The organism is Streptomyces sp. NPDC058051 (genome assembly GCF_042885475.1).
In the GTDB taxonomy this organism is placed as follows: domain Bacteria; phylum Actinomycetota; class Actinomycetes; order Streptomycetales; family Streptomycetaceae; genus Streptomyces.
Map to the genome: position 1 here is coordinate 176529 of NZ_JBHVRW010000004.1, position 23279 is coordinate 199807.

The 23279-nt window shown below is 69.7% G+C and carries 18 protein-coding genes; 6 read left to right on the forward strand and 12 right to left on the reverse strand.

The genetic code is table 11. From position 1 onward, the window contains the following. Positions 1-92: 92 nt before the first annotated feature. From gap to uvrA, 7 genes are all read right to left on the reverse strand, one after another. Positions 93-1100, reverse strand: coding sequence for a type I glyceraldehyde-3-phosphate dehydrogenase (gene gap / locus ACFVUT_RS08780; protein WP_389646378.1), 1008 nt, complete (start codon positions 1098-1100; stop codon positions 93-95). Between the two features lie 260 nt (positions 1101-1360). Continuing rightward, positions 1361-2350 (reverse strand): DNA-binding protein WhiA, encoded by a 990-nt coding sequence (whiA, locus tag ACFVUT_RS08785; RefSeq protein ID WP_030919772.1) that lies wholly within the window; start codon positions 2348-2350, stop codon positions 1361-1363. Continuing rightward, positions 2341-3375 (reverse strand): uridine diphosphate-N-acetylglucosamine-binding protein YvcK, encoded by a 1035-nt coding sequence (gene yvcK, locus ACFVUT_RS08790; RefSeq protein WP_389646374.1) that lies wholly within the window; start codon positions 3373-3375, stop codon positions 2341-2343. The genes whiA and yvcK overlap by 10 nt, the downstream gene beginning before the upstream one ends. Continuing rightward, a complete protein-coding gene (rapZ, locus tag ACFVUT_RS08795; protein WP_389646371.1) occupies positions 3372-4361 on the reverse strand; it encodes an RNase adapter RapZ in 990 nt (329 codons plus the stop codon). The genes yvcK and rapZ overlap by 4 nt, the downstream gene beginning before the upstream one ends. Beyond that, a complete protein-coding gene (gene uvrC / locus ACFVUT_RS08800; RefSeq protein WP_389646368.1) occupies positions 4358-6508 on the reverse strand; it encodes an excinuclease ABC subunit UvrC in 2151 nt (716 codons plus the stop codon). Before uvrC ends, rapZ begins: the two co-directional genes overlap by 4 nt. A 73-nt stretch (positions 6509-6581) precedes the next feature. Continuing rightward, positions 6582-7010: a Rieske (2Fe-2S) protein gene (locus tag ACFVUT_RS08805; RefSeq protein WP_389646366.1), complete on the reverse strand. Its 429-nt coding sequence runs from the start codon at positions 7008-7010 to the stop codon at positions 6582-6584. Positions 7011-7465: 455 nt separating this feature from the next. Beyond that, entirely contained in the window at positions 7466-10525 is a 3060-nt protein-coding gene (gene uvrA / locus ACFVUT_RS08810) for an excinuclease ABC subunit UvrA (protein WP_389646363.1), read from the reverse strand. Positions 10526-10700: 175 nt separating this feature from the next. On the opposite strand from uvrA, the gene ACFVUT_RS08815 reads away from it, so the two are divergent. Further along, the gene (locus ACFVUT_RS08815) at positions 10701-11390 is read left to right on the forward strand and encodes a maleylpyruvate isomerase family mycothiol-dependent enzyme (protein WP_389646360.1); all 690 of its coding nucleotides are present in this window, start codon (positions 10701-10703) and stop codon (positions 11388-11390) included. Between the two features lie 10 nt (positions 11391-11400). Further along, the gene (locus ACFVUT_RS08820; protein ID WP_389646357.1) at positions 11401-12057 is read left to right on the forward strand and encodes an MBL fold metallo-hydrolase; all 657 of its coding nucleotides are present in this window, start codon (positions 11401-11403) and stop codon (positions 12055-12057) included. Positions 12058-12192: 135 nt separating this feature from the next. On the opposite strand, the gene ACFVUT_RS08825 is transcribed toward ACFVUT_RS08820, so the two are convergent. From ACFVUT_RS08825 to ACFVUT_RS08845, 5 genes are all read right to left on the reverse strand, one after another. Further along, entirely contained in the window at positions 12193-13185 is a 993-nt protein-coding gene (locus ACFVUT_RS08825; protein ID WP_389646354.1) for a TerC family protein, read from the reverse strand. 260 nt (positions 13186-13445) lie between these two features. After that, positions 13446-15395 carry a TerD family protein gene (locus ACFVUT_RS08830; protein ID WP_389646351.1) on the reverse strand — a complete coding sequence of 650 codons (1950 nt, stop codon included), beginning with the start codon at positions 15393-15395 and terminating at the stop codon, positions 13446-13448. Between the two features lie 132 nt (positions 15396-15527). Beyond that, a complete protein-coding gene (locus tag ACFVUT_RS08835; protein WP_136328667.1) occupies positions 15528-16106 on the reverse strand; it encodes a TerD family protein in 579 nt (192 codons plus the stop codon). Between the two features lie 130 nt (positions 16107-16236). Then, positions 16237-18360 (reverse strand): excinuclease ABC subunit UvrB, encoded by a 2124-nt coding sequence (uvrB, locus tag ACFVUT_RS08840; RefSeq protein ID WP_389646348.1) that lies wholly within the window; start codon positions 18358-18360, stop codon positions 16237-16239. A gap of 62 nt (positions 18361-18422) precedes the next feature. Further along, a complete protein-coding gene (locus ACFVUT_RS08845; protein WP_389646346.1) occupies positions 18423-19310 on the reverse strand; it encodes an MHYT domain-containing protein in 888 nt (295 codons plus the stop codon). Positions 19311-19659: 349 nt separating this feature from the next. Between ACFVUT_RS08845 and ACFVUT_RS08850 the strand changes: the two genes are divergently transcribed. From ACFVUT_RS08850 to ACFVUT_RS08865, 4 genes are all read left to right on the forward strand, one after another. After that, the gene (locus ACFVUT_RS08850) at positions 19660-20484 is read left to right on the forward strand and encodes a glycerophosphodiester phosphodiesterase (RefSeq protein ID WP_389646852.1); all 825 of its coding nucleotides are present in this window, start codon (positions 19660-19662) and stop codon (positions 20482-20484) included. A gap of 136 nt (positions 20485-20620) precedes the next feature. Further along, the gene (locus ACFVUT_RS08855; RefSeq protein ID WP_389646343.1) at positions 20621-21163 is read left to right on the forward strand and encodes a methylated-DNA--[protein]-cysteine S-methyltransferase; all 543 of its coding nucleotides are present in this window, start codon (positions 20621-20623) and stop codon (positions 21161-21163) included. Between the two features lie 252 nt (positions 21164-21415). Beyond that, positions 21416-22357 carry a pseudouridine-5'-phosphate glycosidase gene (locus ACFVUT_RS08860; RefSeq protein WP_389646340.1) on the forward strand — a complete coding sequence of 314 codons (942 nt, stop codon included), beginning with the start codon at positions 21416-21418 and terminating at the stop codon, positions 22355-22357. Then, positions 22342-23250 (forward strand): carbohydrate kinase family protein, encoded by a 909-nt coding sequence (locus ACFVUT_RS08865; protein WP_389646338.1) that lies wholly within the window; start codon positions 22342-22344, stop codon positions 23248-23250. Before ACFVUT_RS08860 ends, ACFVUT_RS08865 begins: the two co-directional genes overlap by 16 nt. Positions 23251-23279: the final 29 nt, after the last annotated feature.

Consider the following 23279-nt stretch of genomic DNA (forward strand, 5'->3'; position numbering starts at 1 on the left):
GAGGACGAGAGAGCATGCAACGAGGCTCGAACGGCGCGGCGTTGCGCTGTTCGAGCCCCGTGCTCACATCGAGGTGCCTGCCGATCCGAAGGTCAGAGCCGACTGCCGACGAAGACGGTCAGGTCGACGAGGCGGTTGGAGTAGCCCCACTCGTTGTCGTACCAGCCGATGACCTTGACCTGCGAACCCTCTGCCATGGTGAGCAGCGAGTCGAAGGTGCAGGACGCCGGGTCCGAGACGATGTCCGAGGACACGATCGGGTCCTCGGTGTAGACCAGCTTGCCCTTGAGCGGGCCTTCCTCGGCGGCCTTCTGGAAGGCGGCGTTGACCTCGTCGCGGGTGACCTCGCGCTCCAGCGTGATGACCAGGTCGGTGACCGAACCGGTCGGGACCGGGACACGCATGGCCATGCCGTCCAGCTTGCCCTTGAGCTGCGGGAGCACCAGGGCGGTGGCCTTGGCGGCACCGGTCGTGGTCGGGATGATGTTCTCCGCGGCGGCGCGGGCGCGACGCAGGTCGGAGTGCGGGAAGTCCAGGATGCGCTGGTCGTTCGTGTACGCGTGGACCGTCGTCATGAGGCCCTTGACGATGCCGAAGTTCTCGTCCAGAACCTTGGCCATCGGGGCGACGCAGTTGGTGGTGCAGGAGGCGTTGGAGATGACGTGGTGGTTGGCCGCGTCGTACTTGTCCTCGTTGACGCCCATCACGATGGTGATGTCCTCGTTCTTGGCCGGGGCCGAGATGAGGACCTTCTTCGCGCCACCCGCGATGTGCTTCTCGGCGTCGGCCTTCTTGGTGAAGATGCCGGTCGACTCGATGACGATGTCGACGCCCAGCTCACCCCAGGGGATGTCGGCCGGGTTGCGCTCGGAGAGCACCTTGATGGTGTGGCCGTCAACGGTGATGCTGTCGGCGGTGTGGCTCACCTCGGCCTTCAGACGACCCAGAATGGTGTCGTACTTCAGGAGGTGCGCCGTGGTCGCAGTGTCACCCAGGTCGTTGACAGCCACGATCTCGATGTCCGCACCCTGCTCCAGCAGCGCGCGGAAGTAGTTACGACCGATGCGGCCAAAGCCGTTGATGCCTACGCGGATCGTCACGAACCGATCTCCTCGTTAGGTACGCCGGGTTTCGACGCCGGCGAGTTGTATGGGATGTCCCCGACCGCCTCCGACCCTACCTCTCCGACGGCCGCCGGGTGACATCGAGCGGGGCCGTAAGGACCGCAAAGGCCCGTACTCCTCGGTAGGAGTACGGGCCTCCGGATACCTGGCCGTCCACGCGGCGATGATTACGGAGCGTCAACAACGCTGTAAATGCCGCGCGTTCCCGATCCGGCCGATTCCGTGACCTTCGCGGGTCAGCCCACCAGGCCGTCCGCGAGCTCTTCACTGAGCGTCGATTCCGTTCCCGGGATACCCAGGTCCTGGGCCCGCTTGTCGGCCATGGCCAGCAGCCGGCGGATCCGGCCGGCGACCGCGTCCTTGGTCAGCGGCGGGTCGGCGAGCGCGCCCAGCTCCTCCAGGGAGGCCTGCTTGTGCTCCATGCGCAGCCGTCCGGCCGCGGCAAGGTGCTCGGGCACCTCCTCGCCGAGGATTTCCAGCGCGCGCCCGACCCGGGCACCCGCGGCGACCGCGGCCCGCGCGGAACGGCGCAGGTTGGCGTCGTCGAAGTTGGCGAGCCGGTTGGCGGTGGCGCGGACCTCGCGGCGCATCCGCCGCTCCTCCCAGGCCAGCACCGACTCGTGGGCGCCGAGCCGGGTCAGGAGGGCCCCGATCGCGTCGCCGTCGCGGACGACGACCCGGTCCACCCCGCGTACCTCGCGGGCCTTCGCGGCGATGGAGAGCCTGCGGGCCGCGCCGACCAGCGCGAGCGCCGCCTCCGGGCCCGGGCAGGTCACCTCCAGCGAGGACGAGCGGCCCGGCTCGGTGAGCGAGCCATGGGCCAGGAACGCCCCGCGCCAGGCGGCCTCGGCATCGCAGGTGGCCCCCGAGACCACTTGCGGGGGCAGGCCGCGGATGGGACGGCCGCGGCCGTCGACCAGGCCGGTCTGGCGGGCCAGCTGATCACCGCCCGCCACCACCCGTACGACATAGCGGGAGCCGCGCCGCAGCCCGCCGGGAGCCATCACGATCAGCTCCGAGCTGTGCCCGAAGATTTCGAGAATGTCCCGCTTCAGCCGGCGCGCCGCCATCGCGGTGTCCAGCTCCGCCTCGATCACGATGCGGCCGCTCACCAGGTGCAGCCCACCGGCGAACCGGAGGATCGCCGAGACTTCTGCCTTCCTGCAGCAGGTCCGGGTCACGGGAAGCCGAGAGATTTCGTCCTTCACCGCCGGCGTCATCGCCATGGGCCGATCCTTCCATGCATCCGAAAAATACGGTCGTACGCGGCGGCCAACAGCTCCGGATCATGGATCGGAACGCCGTCGGGTGAGGCCACCGGCGCCAGCTCGACCGCGGCACCGAGCCGCTTGGCGGCATCGGCGAGGGACTCACGATCGGGCACGGCGGCTTCGTCGGCCAACACCACGTCCATGGCGAGTTTAGGGGCGTGTCGTCCCAAAACCTCCAAATGACGCTGCGGAGAGAAGCCATCAGTTTCGCCGGGTTGCGGTGCGAGGTTGAGCGAGAGGACCTTGCGGGCCTTGGTCTCGACGAGTGCGTCGAGCAGGTCCGGGACGAGCAGGTGCGGGATCACGGAGGAGAACCAGGACCCCGGGCCGAGCACCACCCAGTCGGCGTCCAGGACGGCGGCGACGGCCTCGGGGACGGCCGGCGGGTCGTGCGGGACGAGGTGGACGGACTGCACCTCGCCCGGCGTGAGCGCCACGGTGGCCTGGCCGCGCACCGTGTCGACCTCGTCCGGGCGGGCCGGGTCGTGTCCCCGTACGAGCGCCTGGAGCTCCAGGGGCACGGCGGACATGGGCAGCACCCGGCCGTGCGCCCCGAGCAGCTTGCCGACCAGGTCCAGGGCCTGGACGTGGTCCCCGAGCTGCTCCCACAGGGCGACGATCAGCACATTGCCGACCGCGTGCTCGTGCAGATCGCCCTTGGACTGGAACCGGTGCTGGATGACCCGGGCCCAGGTCTGGCCCCAGTCGTCGTCACCGCACAGGGCGGCGAGCGCCTTGCGCAGGTCGCCGGGCGGCAGCACGCCGAGCTCCTCGCGGAGCCTGCCGCTGGAGCCGCCGTCGTCCGCCACGGTGACCACGGCTGTGAGATCGCCGGTGATCCGGCGGAGCGCCGCGAGCGATGCGGACAGCCCCATGCCGCCGCCGAGGGCGACGACCTTGGGCTGTGTGCCGCGCTTGCGGCCGGGGAGCGCGGAGGTGGCTCTGCGCAGCCGCCGCAGGCGCAGATTGCGGCTGGTCACTCGCGCCCCATGTCCCGGTGGACGATGACGGTCTCGATGCCCTCGGTCCCGAGTCTGGCCGCGAGCTTCTCGGACATGGCGACCGAGCGGTGCTTGCCGCCCGTGCAGCCGACGGCGATGGTCACGTAGCGCTTGCCCTCGCGTCGGTATCCGGCGGCGATGAGCTGGAGCAGTTCCGTGTACTGGTTGAGGAATTCCTTGGCGCCCGGCTGGTCGAAGACGTAGGCGGAGACCTCTTCGTTCAGCCCGGTGAAGGGGCGCAGCTCGGGGACCCAGTGCGGGTTGGGCAGGAAGCGGCAGTCGACCACGAGGTCGGCGTCGACCGGCAGACCGTACTTGAAGCCGAACGACATCACCGTGGCGCGCAGCTCCGGCTCCTCGTCGCCGGCGAACTGGGCGTCCATCTTGGCGCGCAGTTCGTGCACGTTGAGGCTGGAGGTGTCGATCACCAGATCGGCGTCGCCGCGCAGCTCGCGCAGCAGGTCGCGCTCGGCGGCGATGCCGTCGACGATGCGGCCGTCGCCCTGGAGCGGGTGCGGGCGCCGGACGGACTCGAAGCGGCGGACCAGGGCGTCGTCGGAGGACTCCAGGAACACGATGCGCCGGGTGACGTGCTTCGTCTCCAGGTCGGCGAGGGACTCGCGGAGGTTGTCGAAGAAGCGGCGGCCCCGCACGTCGACGACGACGGCGATCCGGGCCACGTTGCCCTGCGAGCGCGCGCCGAGCTCGACCATGGTGGGGATCAGGGCGGGTGGCAGGTTGTCGACGACGAACCAGCCGAGGTCCTCCAGGCACTTGGCCGCGGTGCTGCGCCCGGCGCCCGACATCCCCGAGATGATCACCAGCTCGGGGATGGTCGTACTCCCGTCGCCCGTGTCGGTCGTGGTGCCCGTACTCACGTGTCCCGCTCCGTCTGCTCGGTCGGTGCTGTCGTGCTCGACTTCTCGTTCGTGCCCGACTTCTCGTTCGTGCTCGTGCTCAGTCATGCGGTGCTGCCCCCGTCGTCATCTTCAATGATCTCTCCTGTCGCCGTGTTCACGGCAGGCAGGGCCGGGGCGGCCGAGGCCAGGGCGACAGCCACGGATTCCGCCGTTCTGCGGCCTATCCCCGGAACTTCGCAGATCTCGTCGATTGTCGCCTGCTTCAGCTTCTTCACGGAGCCGAAATGCTTGATCAACGCCTGTTTGCGGGTTTCTCCGAGGCCGGGCACGGCATCCAGGGGGCTGGAACGGATGCGCTTGGCCCGTTTGGCGCGCTGATAGGTGATCGCGAAGCGGTGGGCCTCGTCACGGACGCGCTGGAGGAGGTAGAGGCCCTCGCTGGAGCGGGGCAGGACGACGGGGTCGTCGTCCTCGGGCAGCCAGACCTCTTCGAGGCGCTTGGCGAGGCCGCAGACGGCGATGTCGTCGATCCCGAGTTCGTCGAGTGCGCGCTTGGCCGCGGCGACCTGTGGCTGACCGCCGTCGACGACCACGAGCTGCGGCGGATAGGCGAACCGCTTGGGACGGCCGTCGTCCTCACGGGGCTCATTGTCCGGATCGACGGCGGCGGACCGGACGGGCGCCGCGTCGGACCGGGCGGAGGCGGTGCCCGACGGGGCGGCGGCTGCCTCGGCGGGATGGTCGGGCGTACCGCTGACCGGGGCCGTCCGGCCGTTCCGCGCCGACAGGGCGGTGTGCGGTGCCGGGACGGGGCCCGTGGGCGCGGGGGTCTCCTCCCACTCCCCCGTCCGTTCCTTCTCCTGGAGGTACCTCTTGAAGCGGCGGCCGATCACCTCGTGCATGGACCGGACGTCGTCCTGGCCCTCGAAGCCCTTGATCTGGAAGCGGCGGTACTCGCTCTTGCGGGCCAGCCCGTCCTCGAAGACGACCATGGAAGCGACCACGTCGTCGCCCTGAAGATGCGAGATGTCGAAGCACTCGATACGCAGCGGAGCCGTGTCGAGGCCGAGTGCGTCGGCGATCTCCTCCAGGGCTCGGGAGCGGGTCGTGAGATCGGAGGCGCGCTTGGTCTTGTGCAGTCCCAGGGCCTGCTGGGCATTGCGCTGGACCGTCGTCATCAGGTCCTTCTTGTCGCCGCGCTGCGGGATGCGCAGGCTGACATGGGAGCCCCGGCGGTCGGCGAGCCACTGGGAGACCGCGTCGGGGTCCTCGGGAAGGGCCGGGACGAGGACCTCCTTGGGAACGGAGTCGCCCGTCTCCTCGCCGTACAGCTGTTGCAGGGCGTGCTCGACCAGACCCGAGGTGTCGACGTTCTCGACCTTGTCGGTGACCCAGCCGCGCTGGCCGCGCACCCGGCCGCCGCGCACGTGGAAGATCTGGACGGCGGCTTCGAGTTCGTCCTCGGCGACCGCGACGAGGTCGGCGTCGGTGGCGTCGGCGAGAACGACGGCGCTCTTCTCCATGGCCCGCTTGAGGGCCTCCACGTCGTCACGGAGCCGGGCCGCCCGCTCGTACTCCATCTCCTCGGCCGCCGCCACCATGTCCTTCTCCAGGCGGCGGATGTACGTGCCGGTGCGGCCGGCCATGAAGTCGCAGAAGTCGACCGCCAGTTCGCGGTGCTCCTCGGGGGTGACGCGGCCGACGCAGGGGGCCGAGCACTTGCCGATGTAGCCGAGGAGGCACGGGCGGCCGGTCCTGGCGGCGTTCTTGAAGACTCCGGCGGAGCAGGTACGCACCGGAAAGACCCGGAGCATCAGGTCGACCGTCTCGCGGATCGCCCAGGCGTGCCCGTACGGCCCGAAGTAGCGCACGCCTTTCTTCTTGGCTCCGCGCATGACCTGGACCCGCGGGAACTCCTCGTTGAGCGTGACGGCGAGATACGGATAGCTCTTGTCGTCGCGGTACTTGACGTTGAACCGGGGGTCGAACTCCTTGATCCAGGAATACTCCAGCTGGAGCGCCTCGACCTCCGTGGAGACCACGGTCCACTCCACCGAGGCGGCCGTCGTGACCATCGTGCGCGTGCGCGGGTGGAGCGAGGCCAGGTCCTGGAAGTAGTTGGCCAGGCGCTGGCGCAGGTTCTTGGCCTTTCCGACGTAGATCACCCGGCGGTGTTCGTCGCGGAATTTGTAGACCCCCGGGGAGTCGGGGATCTGTCCCGGCTTGGGGCGGTAGCTGGAGGGGTCTGCCATGCGTACCACCCTACTTGCGGGCAGTGACAGTGCGGCCTGCCCGGCAGGAGTGCGGCCCGTCCCGGGCAGGGTGTCAGGCGTCGGGGCCCGCGACGAGCTTTCCGCCCTCGACCCTGACCGGTACCGCGGGCAGCGGCGCGGTCGCCGGGCCCTGCATCGCCTTGCCGGTCGTGGTGTCGAAGCGGCTGCCGTGGCAGGGGCAGTTCCCCACGTTGTCCTCGACCTTGTCCAGCAGGCAGCCCGCGTGGGTGCACTGGGCGCTGAACGCCTTGTACTGGCCCTTGGCCGGGCAGGTGACGATGACCCGCTGGTCGCGGTAGAGCTTGGACGCGCCGACCGGAACCTCGTCCGCGGCACCGAGCTCGACAGGGGCGGTGGGCGTCGGGGTCTGGGCATGACCGAGCTTCGAGTCGGTCGAGCAGGCGGCCACGCCCAGCCCGGCGACGCCGGCGAGCGCGGCGCCCTTCAGCACGGTACGGCGGGCGGCGGGCTGGCCGGGCATGCGGTCTCCACTGGTCGGAGGGGCGAGGGTCGCAGAGGGGCATCGGGGGCCACTGAGACACCGGCGGTACCAGGGGTACCGGGGGTGTCGGAGCCATCGGTGACAGAACCGACGATACCGGCGGAGAACGCAGGGTCCGTGGCCGGGCCGCCCAAGTCCGATTGTCCCTGGTCAGGAGCCAGGGACTCGGGGGCGGACACCTCCGGGCCACGACGCCGCCGGGGCCCTCACGGACGGGCACGTGTGGCAGCCCACGCGGACGGGGGCACGGAGCCTGTGCGAGCGAGGTCTCGCCGGACCTTGCGGGAGCGTCGCTCAGCCGTGCCGAGGCATGCGGCGGCAGAGGCCGCCCGGGGCCGAGGCGGGCGGCGACAGGGCCGCCCCGGGCCCGAGGCGCCGTACCGGCAGAAGCGGCGGCACCCGGTTCCGGGTGCCGCCGCCGCGGCACGGGGTCGTCAGACCTTGCGCGCGCGCGTCGCCTTCTTCGCCGCGGGCTTCTTCGCCGCAGCTGTCTTGGCGGTCCTGGCCGTGGCCGACTTGGCGGCCTGGCCCGCGCTCGTCCTGGCCGTGGCCGTCTTCCTGGCGGGGGCCGACTTCGCGGCGACCGCCTTCTTCGCGGCCACCTTCCGCACGGGCTTGCGTGCCGCGGGCACCGATGCCTCGCTCACTCGGTCCGGATCCAGGATGTCCTGGAGGAACTTGCCGGTGTGGCTGGCCGGCACCCCGGCGACCTGCTCCGGCGTGCCCTCGGCGACGACCAGACCGCCGCCGTTGCCCCCTTCGGGGCCCATGTCGATGACCCAGTCCGCGGTCTTGATCACATCGAGGTTGTGCTCGATGACGATCACCGAGTTGCCCTTGTCGACCAGCCCGGACAGCACCTTGATGAGCTTGCTGATGTCCTCGAAGTGCAGACCCGTGGTGGGCTCGTCCAGAACGTAGACCGTGCGGCCGGTGGAGCGCTTCTGCAACTCGCTCGCGAGCTTCACGCGCTGGGCCTCGCCGCCGGAGAGCGTCGGCGCGGACTGGCCGAGCCGCACGTATCCGAGGCCGACCTCATGAAGCGTGCGCAGGTGGCGGGCGATCGTGGGGACGGACTCGAAGAACTCCAGGCCCTCCTCGATCGGCATGTCCAGCACCTCGGCGATGGACCTGCCCTTGTAGTGGACCTCCAGGGTCTCCCGGTTGTAGCGCGCTCCGTGGCAGACCTCGCACGGGACGTACACATCCGGCAGGAAGTTCATCTCGATCTTGATGGTGCCGTCGCCGGAGCAGTTCTCGCAGCGCCCGCCCTTGACGTTGAAGGAGAAGCGGCCCGGCAGATAGCCGCGCACCTTCGCCTCCATCGTCTCCGCGAACAGCTTGCGGACGTGGTCGAAGACGCCGGTGTACGTGGCCGGGTTGGACCGGGGTGTACGGCCGATCGGCGACTGGTCGACGTGCACCACCTTGTCGACCTGGTCGTCCCCGTCGACCCTGGTGTGCCGGCCGGGGACCGACTTGGCGCCGTTCAGTTCGCGTGCCAGGTGGGTGTAGAGGATGTCGTTGACCAGCGTCGACTTTCCGGAGCCCGAGACACCGGTGACGGCCGTGAGCACGCCGAGCGGGAAGGAGACGTCGATGTCCTGGAGGTTGTTCTCCCGGGCGCCGTGCACCGTGAGCCTGCGCGACGGGTCGACGGGGCGCCGGATGTCCGGCATCGTGATCGCCTTCTTGCCGGTCAGATACTGACCGGTGATCGACTCCTCGTTGCCCAGCAGTTCCGCGAGCGATCCGGAGTGGACCACCTTCCCGCCGTGCTCGCCCGCGCCGGGGCCGATGTCGACGACCCAGTCGGCGATCTTGATGGTGTCCTCGTCGTGCTCGACGACGATGAGGGTGTTGCCCATGTCGCGGAGCCGGATCAGGGTCTCGATCAGCCGGTGGTTGTCCCGCTGGTGCAGACCGATGGACGGCTCGTCCAGCACGTAGAGCACGCCGACCAGGCCGGAGCCGATCTGGGTCGCGAGCCGGATGCGCTGGGCCTCGCCGCCGGACAGCGTGCCTGCCGCGCGGTTCAGCGAGAGGTAGTCGAGACCGACGTCGACCAGGAACCTCAGCCGCTCGTTGACCTCCTTCAGCACCCGCTCGGCGATCTTCTTGTCGCGGGCGTTCAGCGTCAGCCGGCCGAGGAATTCGGCGCACTCGCTGATCGACATCGCGGACACCTCGGCGATGGACTTCTCCATCACCGTGACCGCGAGGACGATCGGCTTGAGCCGGGTGCCCTCACAGGTCGGGCAGTGCACCTCACGCATGTACCCCTCGAAGCGCTCCCGGCTGGAGTCGCTCTCGGCTTCGGAGTGCCGACGCTTCACGTACTGCACCGCGCCCTCGAAGGCGGGGGTGGTGTAGGCACGCTCGCGCCCGTAGCGGTTGCGGTAGCGGACCTCGGTCTGGATCTTGTGGCCGAAGAGCAGGGCCTTCTTGGCTCGCTGCGGCAGCCCGGCCCACGGGATGTCCGTACGGAATCCGAGTGCTTCGGCGAGCGCGTTGATCTGTCGGCCGAAGTACTCCTTGATGTGGCCGTGCGACCAGGGGTGGATCGCGCCCTCGTCGAGCGACTTCTCCTCGTCGGGGACGATCAGCTCCGGGTCGACCTCCATCCGCGTGCCGATGCCCGTGCAGTCGGGGCAGGCGCCGAAGGGCGAGTTGAAGGAGAAGGAGCGCGGCTCCAGCTCCTCGAAGGAGAGGTCGTCGTACGGGCAGTAGAGGTGCTCGGAGTACATCCGCTCACGCTCGGGGTCGTCCTCGGGGAGGTCGACGAAGTCGAGCACGACCATGCCGCCGGAGAGGCCGAGCGCGGTCTCGACCGAGTCGGTCAGCCGGCGCTTGGCGCTGTCCTTCACCGTGAGACGGTCGATGACCACCTCGATGGTGTGCTTCTCCTGCTTCTTCAGCTGGGGAGGCTCGGCGAGCTGGATCGTCCGGCCGTCGACCCGGGCCCTGCTGTACCCCTTGGTCTGCAGATCGGCGAAGAGGTCGACGAACTCGCCCTTGCGCTCGCGCACCAGCGGCGAGAGCACCTGGAACCGGCTGCCTTCGGGAAGGCCGAGCACCTTGTCGACGATGGCCTGGGGCGACTGACGCGAGATGGGCCGGCCGCACTCGGGACAGTGCGGCTTGCCGATCCGGGCGAAGAGCAGCCGGAGGTAGTCGTAGACCTCGGTGATGGTGCCGACCGTCGAGCGCGGGTTGCGCGAGGTCGACTTCTGGTCGATGGAGACGGCGGGCGAGAGGCCCTCGATGAAATCGACGTCCGGCTTGTCCATCTGGCCGAGGAACTGGCGGGCGTACGAGGAGAGGGACTCCACGTAGCGCCGCTGCCCCTCGGCGAAAATCGTGTCGAACGCGAGAGACGACTTACCCGACCCGGAAAGCCCGGTGAAGACGATGAGGGAGTCGCGGGGGAGGTCGAGCGAGACGTTCTTGAGGTTGTGCTCGCGAGCGCCACGGACGATGAGACGGTCGGCCACGCCGGTCCGCACCTTTCTTGAGAGAAGCGGGGGAACTGAGCCCCTGTCCCAGGGTATGGGGGGCGCCACAGCGATGTACGAAGCTTTCAACTCCGAGCGTATAGCACGCGCATTCGATTTACGGACGGTCACAGACTCCTTCACCCGAATGAGTGGCGAGGCTAGGCTCGGCCTCATGATGGATCACGCGCTTGACCTGGACGCCGTACGTGCAGCGACCGATCGACTGCTCAGCGCCACCGCGAAACTGGACGACGCCGCACTCCGCGAACCGTCGCGCCTGCCGGGCTGGAGCCGCGGCCATGTCGTTGCGCACCTCTCTCGTAACGCCGACGCGCTCGTAAATGTTCTCCAGGGCCGTCCCATGTACGCAGACAGCGAAACCCGCGACCGCGACATCGAGCGCGGCGCGCCCCGCCCGAAGGCCGAGCAGCTGACCGACCTCGCCGAGAGCGCGGCCCGTTTCGTGGCCGCCGCCTCGGCCCCGGCCGACTGGTCCCGCACGGTCACGCTGCGCAACGGCGTGACCGACTCGGCCTCCCGGATTCCCTTCCGCCGCCGCATCGAGATCGAGCTGCACCACGTGGACCTCGGAATCGGCTACGAGCTGGAGGATCTTTCCGCGGAGTTCACGGGCCGGGAGATCGCGTTCCTCGCCGAGCGGTTCGGCGGGCACCCCGATGTCGTGCCCACGGCCCTGACCGACGACGAGGGCCGGTCCTGGACGACGGGCGGCGGCGCACAGGGTGGTCCTGTCACGGTCAGCGGCACGGCCCCCGAGCTGCTCGGCTGGCTCTGCGGGCGGCGCGACGGCTCGGCGCTGAGCGTCGGAGGCGGCGACCTTCCCGTCCTGCCCCCGCTATAGGCTGAGATGTATGACGTACAGCGGAGCGGTCAAGGTCGGCGGGCGTGCGGACGTACACGAGTTGACGGATCTGATGATCTCCAAGGTCGCCGTCGGCCCGATGAACAACAACGCCTATCTGCTGCGGTGCCGGGCCACCGGCGAGCAGCTCCTGATCGACGCGGCCAACGAGGCCGCGACCCTGCTGCGACTGATCGGTGACGACGGCATCGCCTCGGTCGTCACCACCCACCGGCACGGCGACCACTGGCAGGCGCTCGGCGAGGTGGTGGCGGCCACCGGCGCGCGGACGTACGCCGGGCGGTACGACGCCGAGGGCATCCCGGTCCCGACGGATGTCCTGGTGGACGACAACGGCACGATCCGGGTCGGCCAGGTCACCCTGACCGCCCGCCACCTCGTCGGTCACACCCCGGGCTCGATCGCACTGATCTACGACGACCCGCACGGCGCCCCGCACGTCTTCACCGGGGACTGCCTCTTCCCGGGCGGGGTGGGCAACACGCACAAGGACCCCGAGGCCTTCGCGAGCCTGCTCCACGACGTGGAGACCAAGCTCTTCGAGCCACTGCCCGACGAGACCTGGGTCTATCCGGGCCACGGGCACGACACCACGCTCGGCGACGAGCGCGAGCAGCTGCCGCAGTGGCGCGCCCGCGGCTGGTAGCAGCCGCCGCGGGGCGCACTCCCCGGTACGAACGCCGGCCGGGGCGGGCAACGGACAGTTGCTCGCCCCGGCCGGTGCCGGTTCCCGTCCGACCCGGCGACGGCCGCTCGGGCGGGGCCGGTTCGGGCGGTGCGGTCAGGCGCCGATGCCGGCGCCCTTGTCCGCGGACTCGTCCGCCTCGGCCCGCTCCTGCTTCCTGGTGGCGAGGAGGCTGGTGATCGTGGTGACCACCAGCACGCCGCAGATGACGCCGAGCGAGACCGGTATGGAGATCTCCGGCACGTGCACGCCGGACTCGTGCAGCGCGTGCAGCACCAACTTCACCCCGATGAAGCCGAGGATGACGGAGAGACCGTAGCTGAGGTGGACCAGCTTCTTCAGCAGTCCGCCGATCAGGAAGTACAGCTGCCGCAGCCCCATCAGGGCGAAGGCGTTGGCGGTGAAGACGATGTACGGGTCCTGGGTCAGGCCGAAGATCGCGGGGATGGAGTCGAGGGCGAACAGCACATCCGTGGTGCCGATGGCGAGCATGACGACCATCAGCGGCGTGAGGACGCGCTTGCCGTTGTTACGGATGAAGAGCTTGGTGCCGTGGTACCGGTCGGCGACTCCGAAGCGGTGCTCGATCGACTTGAGGAGCCGGTTCTCCTCGAACTCCTCTTCCTCCTCGTCGGCCCGCGCCTCCTGGATGAGCTTCCAGGCGGTGTAGATCAAGAACGCGCCGAAGATGTAGAAGACCCACGAGAAGTTGGCGATGACGGCGGCACCGGCGGCGATGAAGACCGCCCGCAGCACCAACGCGATCAACACGCCGACGAGCAGTACCCGTTGCTGGAGGTGGGAAGGGACCGAGAACTTCGCCATGATCAGGACGAAGACGAAGAGGTTGTCGACACTGAGCGACTTCTCGGTGATGAAGCCGGCGAAGAACTCTCCCGACGCCTGACTCTCGCCGAAGACCAGAAGACCGAGCCCGAAGAGCGCGGCCAGCGCGATCCAGACGACCGTCCAGATTCCGGCTTCCTTCGTCGTCACGTCATGGGGTTTGCGCCCGATGAAGAAGTCGACGGCGATAAGGGCTGACAGACCAAGAATGGTCAGCACCCAGAGGGTCCATGAAACGTCCACTGCGCCTCCGGCAGTTCGCTACGGCTACTGATCAGCGTCGTCGCTGCCGGAGGTCTCTTCCACCCGGGCGCACGGGCTGCGCGCCACGGGCCGACGCCCCGGGACCGGTCACAGTCCGTACTGACGGGCACGTCGCGTATGGGAGTACTCCCCTCCGCCCAAAGAACAGTACAGGAAACACCAAAGAAAGGTAAAGAGAAGGGTAAAGATCTCCTAAAAGGGCTGGTCAGGGGTGCGTTAAGGCAGTATTGCCGTTCGGCTCACAGGTGCCGGGGGCGTCGTGCCGCAGCCACCTGGGCGAGCACCTGCTCAAGGACCCGGCTGCCCGGCGGCACCCTCGGCGGCTCGTACGTCCAGGCATGGCCGACCCAGGGATCGGCCAGGTGGTCGTCGGCGACCGGCGTGATCCGGAGCAGCGAACGCCACAGCGGGTCGAGCACCGGTCCGTACGCGCGCGCGTCCTCCCGGTCCGCGACCATCAGCAGATGGACACCGACCGAGGGCCCCTCGTCGGCCAGGTAGCGCAGCTGCGTGACGGCCCGGTCGTCGAAGCCGTGCGGGAAGTCGTTGACGATGAGCAGCTGTTGGCCCGTGTCCAGGTCCGGCGGAAGCGAATCGGCGGCGCCGGCCCGGATCGCCATCTGCACCAGGTCGACGCGCCGGGTGAGCTGCGCGAGGACCGAGGCGACTCCCCCGGCTCCGGCGGCGGGCGGTGCGGCGAGGGCCCCGGATTCGACCAGCGAGGCCAACGCTCCCGCTGCCGAACCCGCGGGGTCGATGACATGGACGGAGAACTCGTCGGCCGGGTGGACGGCCAGCAGGCGGGCCGCGTGCGCGACCGCGTTCTCCACGGCCAGGCGGCGCAGCTGGGCGGTGTCCAGCAGGGCCGCGTCCTCGGAGGCCGTACGGCCGCTGTCGATCCAGATACCGCGTTCCAGGGGGAGCCGGACCAGCAGCGGAATGCTCAGGTCGGGGCTCTCGGGCAGATGGAGGTCGCCCAGACGCGCCGCCATGGGCATCTCCATCGGGACGCGGTAGGCGTGCCAGACGGGGTTGTCCCATCCCGCGTACGCGGCGGGGAGCGCGGGTTCCACGACGGCGGACTCGGCGGCGAGCTGGGCGAGGTCGCGATCGAGGACCTCGCGGGCCCGGCCGGTCAGCTCGTCGCGCTTGGCGCGGGCCTGTTCGCGGGCCGGGTCGCCGGCGCCACCGATCCGGTTGCGCGGGTCGGACAGGGCCCGGTCGAGTTCCTGGTCCATGCGGGAGTCCGCGAAGTCGATGGCGCTGCGGTACGCGGCGGTGGTGCGGGCCAGGTCTTCGAACATGCCCCATATCTGGTTGTAGAGGCGCTCCTCCATGGACCAGCCGGTCGCGTCCCCGGCGACGGGCCGGGCGGGCCGGCCCGGCTCGGCGGGCGGTGCGGTGGGCGGGGGCGGGGGCGCCGACGACTGACGCCGCGGGTGCGCGTAGTCGATGGGGCCGCCTGTCGTGGCCGCGGGCGTCGCGGTGGTGGTCCCGGTGAGCGGTTCGCCGGCCCGGACGCCCGCCGGTGGCGCGACAGGAGGCGTCGGGCCGTCCGAAGGTGCTGCGGGGCCCGTGCCGTGACCGACCCGGTCGGGGTCCGGGGTGCGCGGCGGGGGCGGGGAGACCGAGCGGGCCATCCCGCGGACGACGGCGTCCTGAATCGAATGGGCCAGCTCGGGCGCCTGCGTCAGACCCTGGTCGGCGAGCATGGCGGCGAGACCGCCCGCGTAGCCCTGACCGACGGCGCGGACCTTCCAGGCGTCCTGGCGGCGGTAGAGCTCCAGAGCGGCGACCGCGGACTCGGTGTCCAGGCCGGTGAGGGTGAAGGTGGCGATCTCGCCGCCGTCGAGCCCGGTGACGGCGACGAACGGTGCGGCGACGACGCCGAACCGGACCGGGCCGCCGATGCCCGTGGGCAGGGCCAGCAGCACGGTGACGCGGTGCACCGAAGGGGGCAGGGCATCGAGGTCCACGGCGAGCCGGTGGTCGGCGGCGGCCTGTGCGGACACTTCGAGTCCGGGCAGCTGGGGCGATCCCGGGTGGGCGACCCATTCGGTGCCGTGCACGGTGCCGTTCTCGTCGCCGAGTGTCGCACCGGCCACGACAGGCGTGCCGGCCGATACCCGGATCTCCAGACGGGTCTGAGGCAAGGTGTGGTTCTGTCCCCGGACCAGTTCGGCCGTCATTGCCCTGTCTCCTCGGTGAGTTGTGCTGCGCGGTGCGGTGCTCTGCGATGCGGCACCATGTGGTGCAGCTCCCGGCGGCCGATGCCTCCGGGAGCTGCGCGTACTGATATCGACCGGCTGGTCCTGCCGCTCCTACAGGTGGGGCAGGATCGCCGGCATCAGGTCCTGGAAGGTGCGGCCGTTGGCCGGGGTGCCGATGGCGGTCATCTGCCATCCGTTCCCCGAACGGTGCACCTTCGCCATGATCTGGGCGGTGTACTGCCCGCCGCCGTCCAGCGTGTAGCGGGCGAGCTCCTGGCCGTTCGTCTCGTCGACGATGCGGCAGAAGGCGTTCTGCACCTCCTGGAACGTCTGACCGGTGAAGGAGTTCACCGTGAAGACGATCTGGTCGATGTGGACGGGCACCCGCTGCAGGTCGACGAGGATCGCCTCGTCGTCGCCGCCGGAGCCGGCGCCGCCGACCAGGTTGTCCCCCGTGTGCTTGACGGAGCCGTCGTCACTGACGAGGTGGCGGAAGAAGACCACGTCGACCGGCTGCTTGTCCGCGAACAGCACCGCCGAGGCGTCGAGGTCGATCTCCCTCGTACGTGAACCGAACAGACCCCGGCGCGGCGCCGCCTGCCAGCCGAGGCCCATCCGTACTGCGGTCAGGGTCCCCCCGTCGCTCTTCTGCAGGCTGATGGCCTGGCCCTTGGTCATATTGACCGTCACGCGCTGTCCCCTCTCCGCTTGCCCCGCGCCCGTCCGTGCGCGGTTCTCCAGCACCCTACGCAGTCGCGCCGGAGGCGTGGCCGCTTGGGGTGTTTTTGTGTCGGTCCTGCAACACACCGGGGACGGCGGGTCAGGCGAGGCCCGCTTCCCGCATCTGGCGCAGCTCCTTCTTCAACTCACCGACCTCGTCACGCAGTCGGGCGGCCACCTCGAACTGGAGGTCGGCGGCGGCTGCCCGCATCCGGTCGGTCATCTCCTCGATGATCCCGGCCAGTTCGGCAGTGGGCCGGTCGGTGGCCACCGCGCGTGTCTCCCCGGCCTTCTTGGAACCGGCCTTCCTGGCTCCGAGCGTGGGTACGGGGGCCTTGGCCCCCTTCTTCTCCTGGCGGAAGCCGGTGCCGAGCAGTTGCTCGGTGTCGACCTCTTCGCGGGCGATCGTCGCGACGATGTCGTTGATCTTCTTGCGCAGTGGCTGCGGATCGAGGCCGCGCTCGGTGTTGTAGGCGACCTGCTTCTCGCGGCGGCGGTTGGTTTCGTCGATCGCCTGTGCCATCGCCGGGGTGACCTTGTCCGCGTACATATGGACCTGTCCCGACACGTTGCGCGCGGCGCGTCCGATGGTCTGGATCAGGGATGTTCCCGAGCGCAGGAATCCCTGCTTGTCCGCGTCGAGGATGGCGACAAGCGACACCTCGGGCAGGTCGAGGCCCTCGCGCAACAGGTTGATGCCGACCAGTACGTCGTACTCACCGGAGCGCAGTTCGCGCAGCAGCTCGATGCGGCGCAGGGTGTCGACGTCGCTGTGCAGGTAGCGGACCTGGATGCCGAGCTCCAGGAAGTAGTCGGTGAGGTCCTCTGCCATCTTCTTGGTGAGGGTCGTGACGAGGACCCGCTCGTCCTTCTCGGCGCGCGTGCGGATCTCGTGCACCAGGTCGTCGATCTGGCCCTCGGTGGGCTTGACGACGACCTCCGGGTCGACCAGGCCGGTGGGGCGGATGATCTGCTCGACGTAGCCGTCGCCCCTGGAGAGTTCGTACTTTCCGGGGGTGGCGGAGAGATAGACGGTCTGGTTGATCCGGCCCAGGAACTCCTCCCACTTCAGCGGGCGGTTGTCGAGCGCCGAGGGGAGCCGGAAGCCGTGGTCGACGAGGGTCCGCTTGCGCGAGGCGTCGCCCTCGTACATGGCTCCGATCTGCGGGACGGTGACATGCGACTCGTCGAGGACGAGCAGGAAGTCCTCGGGGAAGTAGTCGAGGAGGGTGTTGGGGGCGGTGCCGGGGGCGCGGCCGTCGAAGTGCATCGAGTAGTTCTCGACGCCGGAGCAGGTGCCGATCTGCCGCAGCATCTCGATGTCGTACGTGGTGCGCATGCGCAGCCGCTGGGCCTCCAGCATCTTGCCCTGCTTCTCCAGCTCGGCGAGGCGCTGCTCCAGCTCCCGCTCGATGCCGTTGACCGCCTTCTCCATGCGTTCGGGGCCCGCGACGTAGTGGCTGGCGGGGAAGACGTGGAGGGACTGGTCCTCGCTGATGACCTCGCCGGTGAGCGGGTGCAGCGTGGAGAGTGCCTCGATCTCGTCACCGAACATCTCGATCCGGACGGCGAGCTCCTCGTAGACCGGGAAGATCTCGATGGTGTCGCCGCGGACCCGGAACGTGCCACGGGCGAACGCGAGGTCGTTGCGGCTGTACTGGATCTCGACGAAGCGGCGCAGCAGTTGATCGCGGTCGATCTCGTCGCCGACCTTGAGCTGGACCATCCGGTCCACGTATTCCTGGGGTGTGCCGAGGCCGTAGATGCAGGAGACGGAGGCGACCACGACGACATCGCGCCGGGTGAGCAGCGAATTCGTCGCGGAGTGGCGCAGCCGCTCGACCTCCTCGTTGATCGAGGAGTCCTTCTCGATGTAGGTGTCCGACTGTGGGACGTACGCCTCGGGCTGGTAGTAGTCGTAGTACGAGACGAAGTACTCGACGGCGTTGTGGGGCAGCAGCTCGCGGAACTCGTTCGCCAGCTGGGCCGCGAGCGTCTTGTTCGGCGCCATCACGAGGGTGGGGCGCTGCAGCTTCTCGATCATCCAGGCGGTGGTCGCCGACTTGCCCGTGCCGGTCGCGCCGAGCAGCACGACATCCTTCTCCTGCGCGCGGATGCGCCGCTCCAGCTCGGCGATGGCCGCGGGCTGGTCGCCGCTGGGCTGGTAGGGACTGACGACCTCGAAAGGCGCCACCGAACGTTCGATCTTCGAAACGGGCCGCATGCAACCACCGTACGACCCGCCACTGACAACCGGGCCGGATCAGCCGTCGCGCGGGGTCGGGGTCACCATTCTCCGGGCGGCGCGGGGTCGCGCGGCCGGGAGTGGAACGACGCCGGGTCGGCATGGGTGCCGAACCGCGGAATCTGGCGCTGGGCCGGGATTCCGGGAGGACGCCCGGCCCCGTTCATGGAACTGGGGTCGTTCCAGTCCGGGGTGCCCATCACCATCAAGGGGTCGAACATCACGACCACCGCGGCCAGGAGCAGGAAGCAGGCGGGCCCGATCAGCAGCGGTACGAGGGGAGCGGTCCGTCCTGCGGGCATCGTGGTGTCGGCGAGGGAGCCGGTGTGCAGATGGACGTTGAGCGCGGCCATGCCCGTGTAGTGCATGCCGCTCACCGCGACGCCCATCACGGCGCTGGCGCCGAGACTGGGCAGGAAGCCGTGGATGGAGACGGCCGCCCAGAGTGCGGTCGTCGCGGCCACCACGGCGATGACGACGGAGAGGGCCACGATCAACGTGTTGTACTCGAACCGTCCTTCAAGACGCATTCCGGCCATGCCCAGGTAATGCATGGTGGCCACGCCCAGGCCGGTGATGGTGCCGCCCGTCACCAGGGCCATAGGGGTGGCGCCCCGGTACCCGACGATGAAGATGCCGATGGCGACCATGCCGATCGCGACCGCGAGGCTGGCGAAGGTGATCGGCTTGTCGTAGCCGATGACCATCCCCTCGACGGAGAAGCCCATCATGGCGATGAAGTGCATCGTCCAGATACCGGACCCTATGGAGGTCGCGCCGAGCGCCAGCCAGCCGGCCTTGAAGGAACGCTCGGTGCGCAGCGAACGGGTCGTACAGCGCAGGCCGAGGGCAGCGCCGAGGCCGGCCATGAGAAAGGCTGCGACGGGCGTCACCGCTCCGTAGCTGAAACCGTCGATCGTGCCCTGCATGTTCGTACGCCGCCCTTCGCGGAGGCCCGGGTCCGGGGTGACCCTAAGGCGCGAGGCCCGGAAGACAAACAGATGAGCTGCATTTTATCGACATGGAAATCGGTCCGTGACCCGGTCCCAACAGCGGCGTTCACGTTGTGGCCATCCTTCGCCTGTCCCCCGTTGGGGGGAAGCTGCCACTCTCGGCCCGTCCGCAACTCTGACGCAAGGAGTACACGTGTACGCACGTACCGCAATCGCCGCCGTCGTCGCCACCACTCTCGCGGGTGCCGGCGCGTTGCTGGTGTCGACCACCGATACGCGGAGCACGGGCCGGGGGAACACGGTCACAGCCGGGCACACGAGCACCATCACGGGCATCCGGACCGTGAGCGCCCGGACCGCGTCCGCGAAGAAGCCGGCCGCCCCGGTCGTCTTCGCCCACCGGGGTGCTTCGGCCTACGCGCCGGAGAACACCCTGGCGGCCGTCGACAAGGCCGACGCACTCGGTTTCGACTGGGTGGAGAACGATGTCCAGCTCACCAAGGACGGTGTCCTGGTGGTCGTCCACGACACCGACCTGAAGCGGACCACCGACGCCGAGGAGGTCTTCCCGGACCGTGCGCCGTGGGCGGTCAAGGACTTCACCGCCGCCGAGATCGCCCAGTTGGACGCGGGCAGCTGGTTCGGCCCGCAGTTCGCCGGGGCCCGGGTGCCCACCCTGAAGCAGTACCTGGACCGGGTCGAGCGCAATCACCAGAAGCTGCTGCTGGAGATCAAGAGCCCGGAGATCTACCCGGGCATCGAGAGGGCGACCCTGCGCGTACTGGGGCAGAAGGGATGGCTCGATCGCAAGCACGTCAAGAGCCGGCTCGTCATCCAGAGCTTCGGCGCGGACAGTGTGAAGAAGGTGCACGAGCAGCGTCCGGACATCACGACCGGCTTCCTCGGTACCCCCGCGGTCGCGGATCTGCCCGCGTACGCGGCGTTCACCGACCAGATCAACCCGGCGTACACCTCGGTCTCCGCCGACTACGTGGCGGCGGTGCACGCCCTGAAGGGCGCACACGGCAAGCCGCTCCGGGTCAACACCTGGACGGTCAACGACGCGGCGACCGCGGCGAAGATGGCGGGACTCGGCGTGGACGGGATCATCACCAACACCCCCGATGTGGTGCGTGAGGCCACACGCTGACAGCGGTGCGTGAAGCAGCGGGCTGAGAGCGGTGCGTGAGGCAGCGGGCTGAGAGCGGTGCGTGAGGCAGCGGGCTGAGAGCAGGGCTGCCCCGCCGCCGCGGCCCGTTGTCAGTGGTCGGCCGTACGGTGATTCCATGAACAGCAACGGGGTCGTCGAGTGGGCCGTCGTCGAGAGCGACATCGGCCCGCTGCTGCTTGCCGCCACCGACGCGGGACTGGCGCAGGTGGCCTTCCACGCCCGTCCCGAGGTGCGGGAGAAAGCGGTCGGGCAGTTGCGGTCGCGGCTCGGCGTGATGCCGGTGGAGAACCCCCGCTCCACACGGCTCGCCGAGCCGATACGCCAGCTCGCGGCCTATTTCGCGGGCGCGTCGCGGGAGTTCTCGCTGGACCTGGACTGGTCGTTGACCTCCGGTTTCAACCGCCAGGTCCTCCGCGAGCTGGCGGCCGGGGTGCCGTACGGGGCGGTCGTCGGATACGGGGATCTCGCCGGCCGCGTGGGGCAGCCGTGGGCGGCGCAGGCTGTCGGGGCGGCCATGGGATCCAATCCGTTGCCGGTCGTGGTGCCGTGCCATCGCGTGGTGGAGAGCGACGGGGGCCTCGGCGGGTTCGGCGGTGGTCTCGAAACCAAGCGGAAACTGCTCGCTCTGGAGGGCGTGCTGCCCCAGCCGCTGTTCTGAGCCGCCAGGGGCGTGGAAGGGACGGGCAGCTCGAAGCGGTCGGGTCGCGCGTACCGGCCGGGCGGTGCGTACGGGGCGGGTCGCGCGTACGACGCGGCTGGGACGTACCGGGCAAGTGCTGCGTACGGGGCGGGTGCTGCGGGAAGAAAGCAGCGATGCCGAGCGAGTCGGGAGTGCGACGGCAGGACACGTGATGCGGCCGGTGCCCCACCGCACGTTTGAGGTCGATGCGCCCGCGACAGGGATGTGGACATGTCACTGAATGCGTCGCACAGCGCACACCCCTACGCCCCCGCGCTCTCCACCGAGGTGCAGGCGGCCCTCGCCACGCACCACCCCGTCGTGGCCCTGGAGTCGACGATCATCGCCCACGGTCTGCCGCGCCCGCGCAATCTGCGGGTCGCCGAGGAACTCGAAGGGCTCGTGCGGTCCGCGGGTGCCGTGCCCGCCACCATCGCCATACTGGACGGGCGGGCCCACATCGGCTTGGACAAAGCCCAGTTGGAACGCGTCGCCGCCGACCCGACGATGCGGAAGCTGGGACACCGGGATCTCGCACCGGCCCTGGCCTCGGGCACGAGCGGAGCGACGACCGTGTCCGCGACGGCGTTCCTGGCCGCCCGTGCGGGCCTGCGCGTCTTCGCGACCGGCGGTCTCGGCGGCGTACACCGGGAATGGACGCAGACACAGGACGAGTCCGCGGACCTCCGGCTCCTCGCGCGGACCGGCATCACCGTGGTGTGCGCGGGGGTGAAATCGATCCTGGACGTCCCCGCCACGCTGCAACGCCTGGAAACGCTCGGTGTCGGGGTGCTCGGTTACGGCACCGACCGCTTCCCCGGCTTCTACCTGAACAGCTCGGGCGAACCGGTCGACTGGACGGTACGGACGCCCGAGGAGGTCGCGGAGGTGATGCGGGCTCAGGACGCACTCGGCGGTTCCGGCTCCGCGCTGATCGTCGCCAACCCCGTGCCGGTGAAGGACCAATTGGATCCCGCACTCCATGACCGCGTGCTGGCCGAGGCCCTTGACGCCTGCCGGGAGCGCGGCATCGTGGGCCAGGCCGTCACACCGTTCCTGCTGGACCGGCTGATGCGGGCGACCGGGGGTGCTTCGCTGGAGGCCAATCTGGCGGCCGTACGCGGAAACGTATCGCTTGCCGCGCGGATCTCCGGCGCATGGGCCGGCCAATGACCGACGGCGGTCTGCTCGTCGTCGGCGACGTGGTCACGGATGTCGTGGCCCGGCACGAAACGGCGCTGGTCCACGGCACGGACATACCGGCCCGGATCCGCACTCTCCCGGGCGGTGCGGGTGCCAACGTCGCCTGCTGGGCCGTGCGTTCGGGCTGCGCCGACGTACGGTTGCTGGCCCGCGTCGGCGCCGACAGCGCGGCCTGGCACCGGGAGGCGCTGGAGCGGGCGGGAGTGCGTTGCCTGCTGGCGGTGGACGACGACGCGCCGACCGCCACCGTCGTCGCCCTCGTCGATTCCGTCGCCGAGCGCACGTTCCTCACCGACAGCGGCGCCGTGCTCCGCCTGTCCCGTGACGACTGGTCGCCGTCGATGCTCGACGGCATCGCCCATCTCCATCTCTCCGGGTATCTCCTCTTCGCCGCGACGAGCAGGGCGACGGCCCTGCTCGCCCTGCGGGAGGCCCGCAGGCGACAGATTCCGGTGAGCGTCGACCCGGCTTCGGCCGGCTTCCTCGCCTCGCTGGGTGTCGGGCACTTCCTGACAGCGGTGGACGGCGCGGATCTGCTGCTGCCCAACGCGGACGAGGCCCGACTCCTCACCGGACTCCCCGAACCGGCTGACGCCGCAGCCAAGTTGAGCCTTCTCGTGCCCCGGGTGGTCGTCACGCTCGGCAGCGGTGGAGCTCTTCTGGCCACCGCGGGAACGGTGACTCGGCACGTCCCCGCCCCGCAGGTGCCCGATGCCGTGGACTCGACGGGCGCGGGCGACGCGTTCACCGGCGGCTTCCTCGCGGCGCACCTGTCGGGAGCAGACGACGCCTCGGCCGTGGAGGCCGGCTGCCGGGCGGGGGCGGAGGCGGTCACCACCGTGGGGGGCCGCCCCGGTCCATGACCCACCGGGGCCCGGACCCGGCCGGCCCG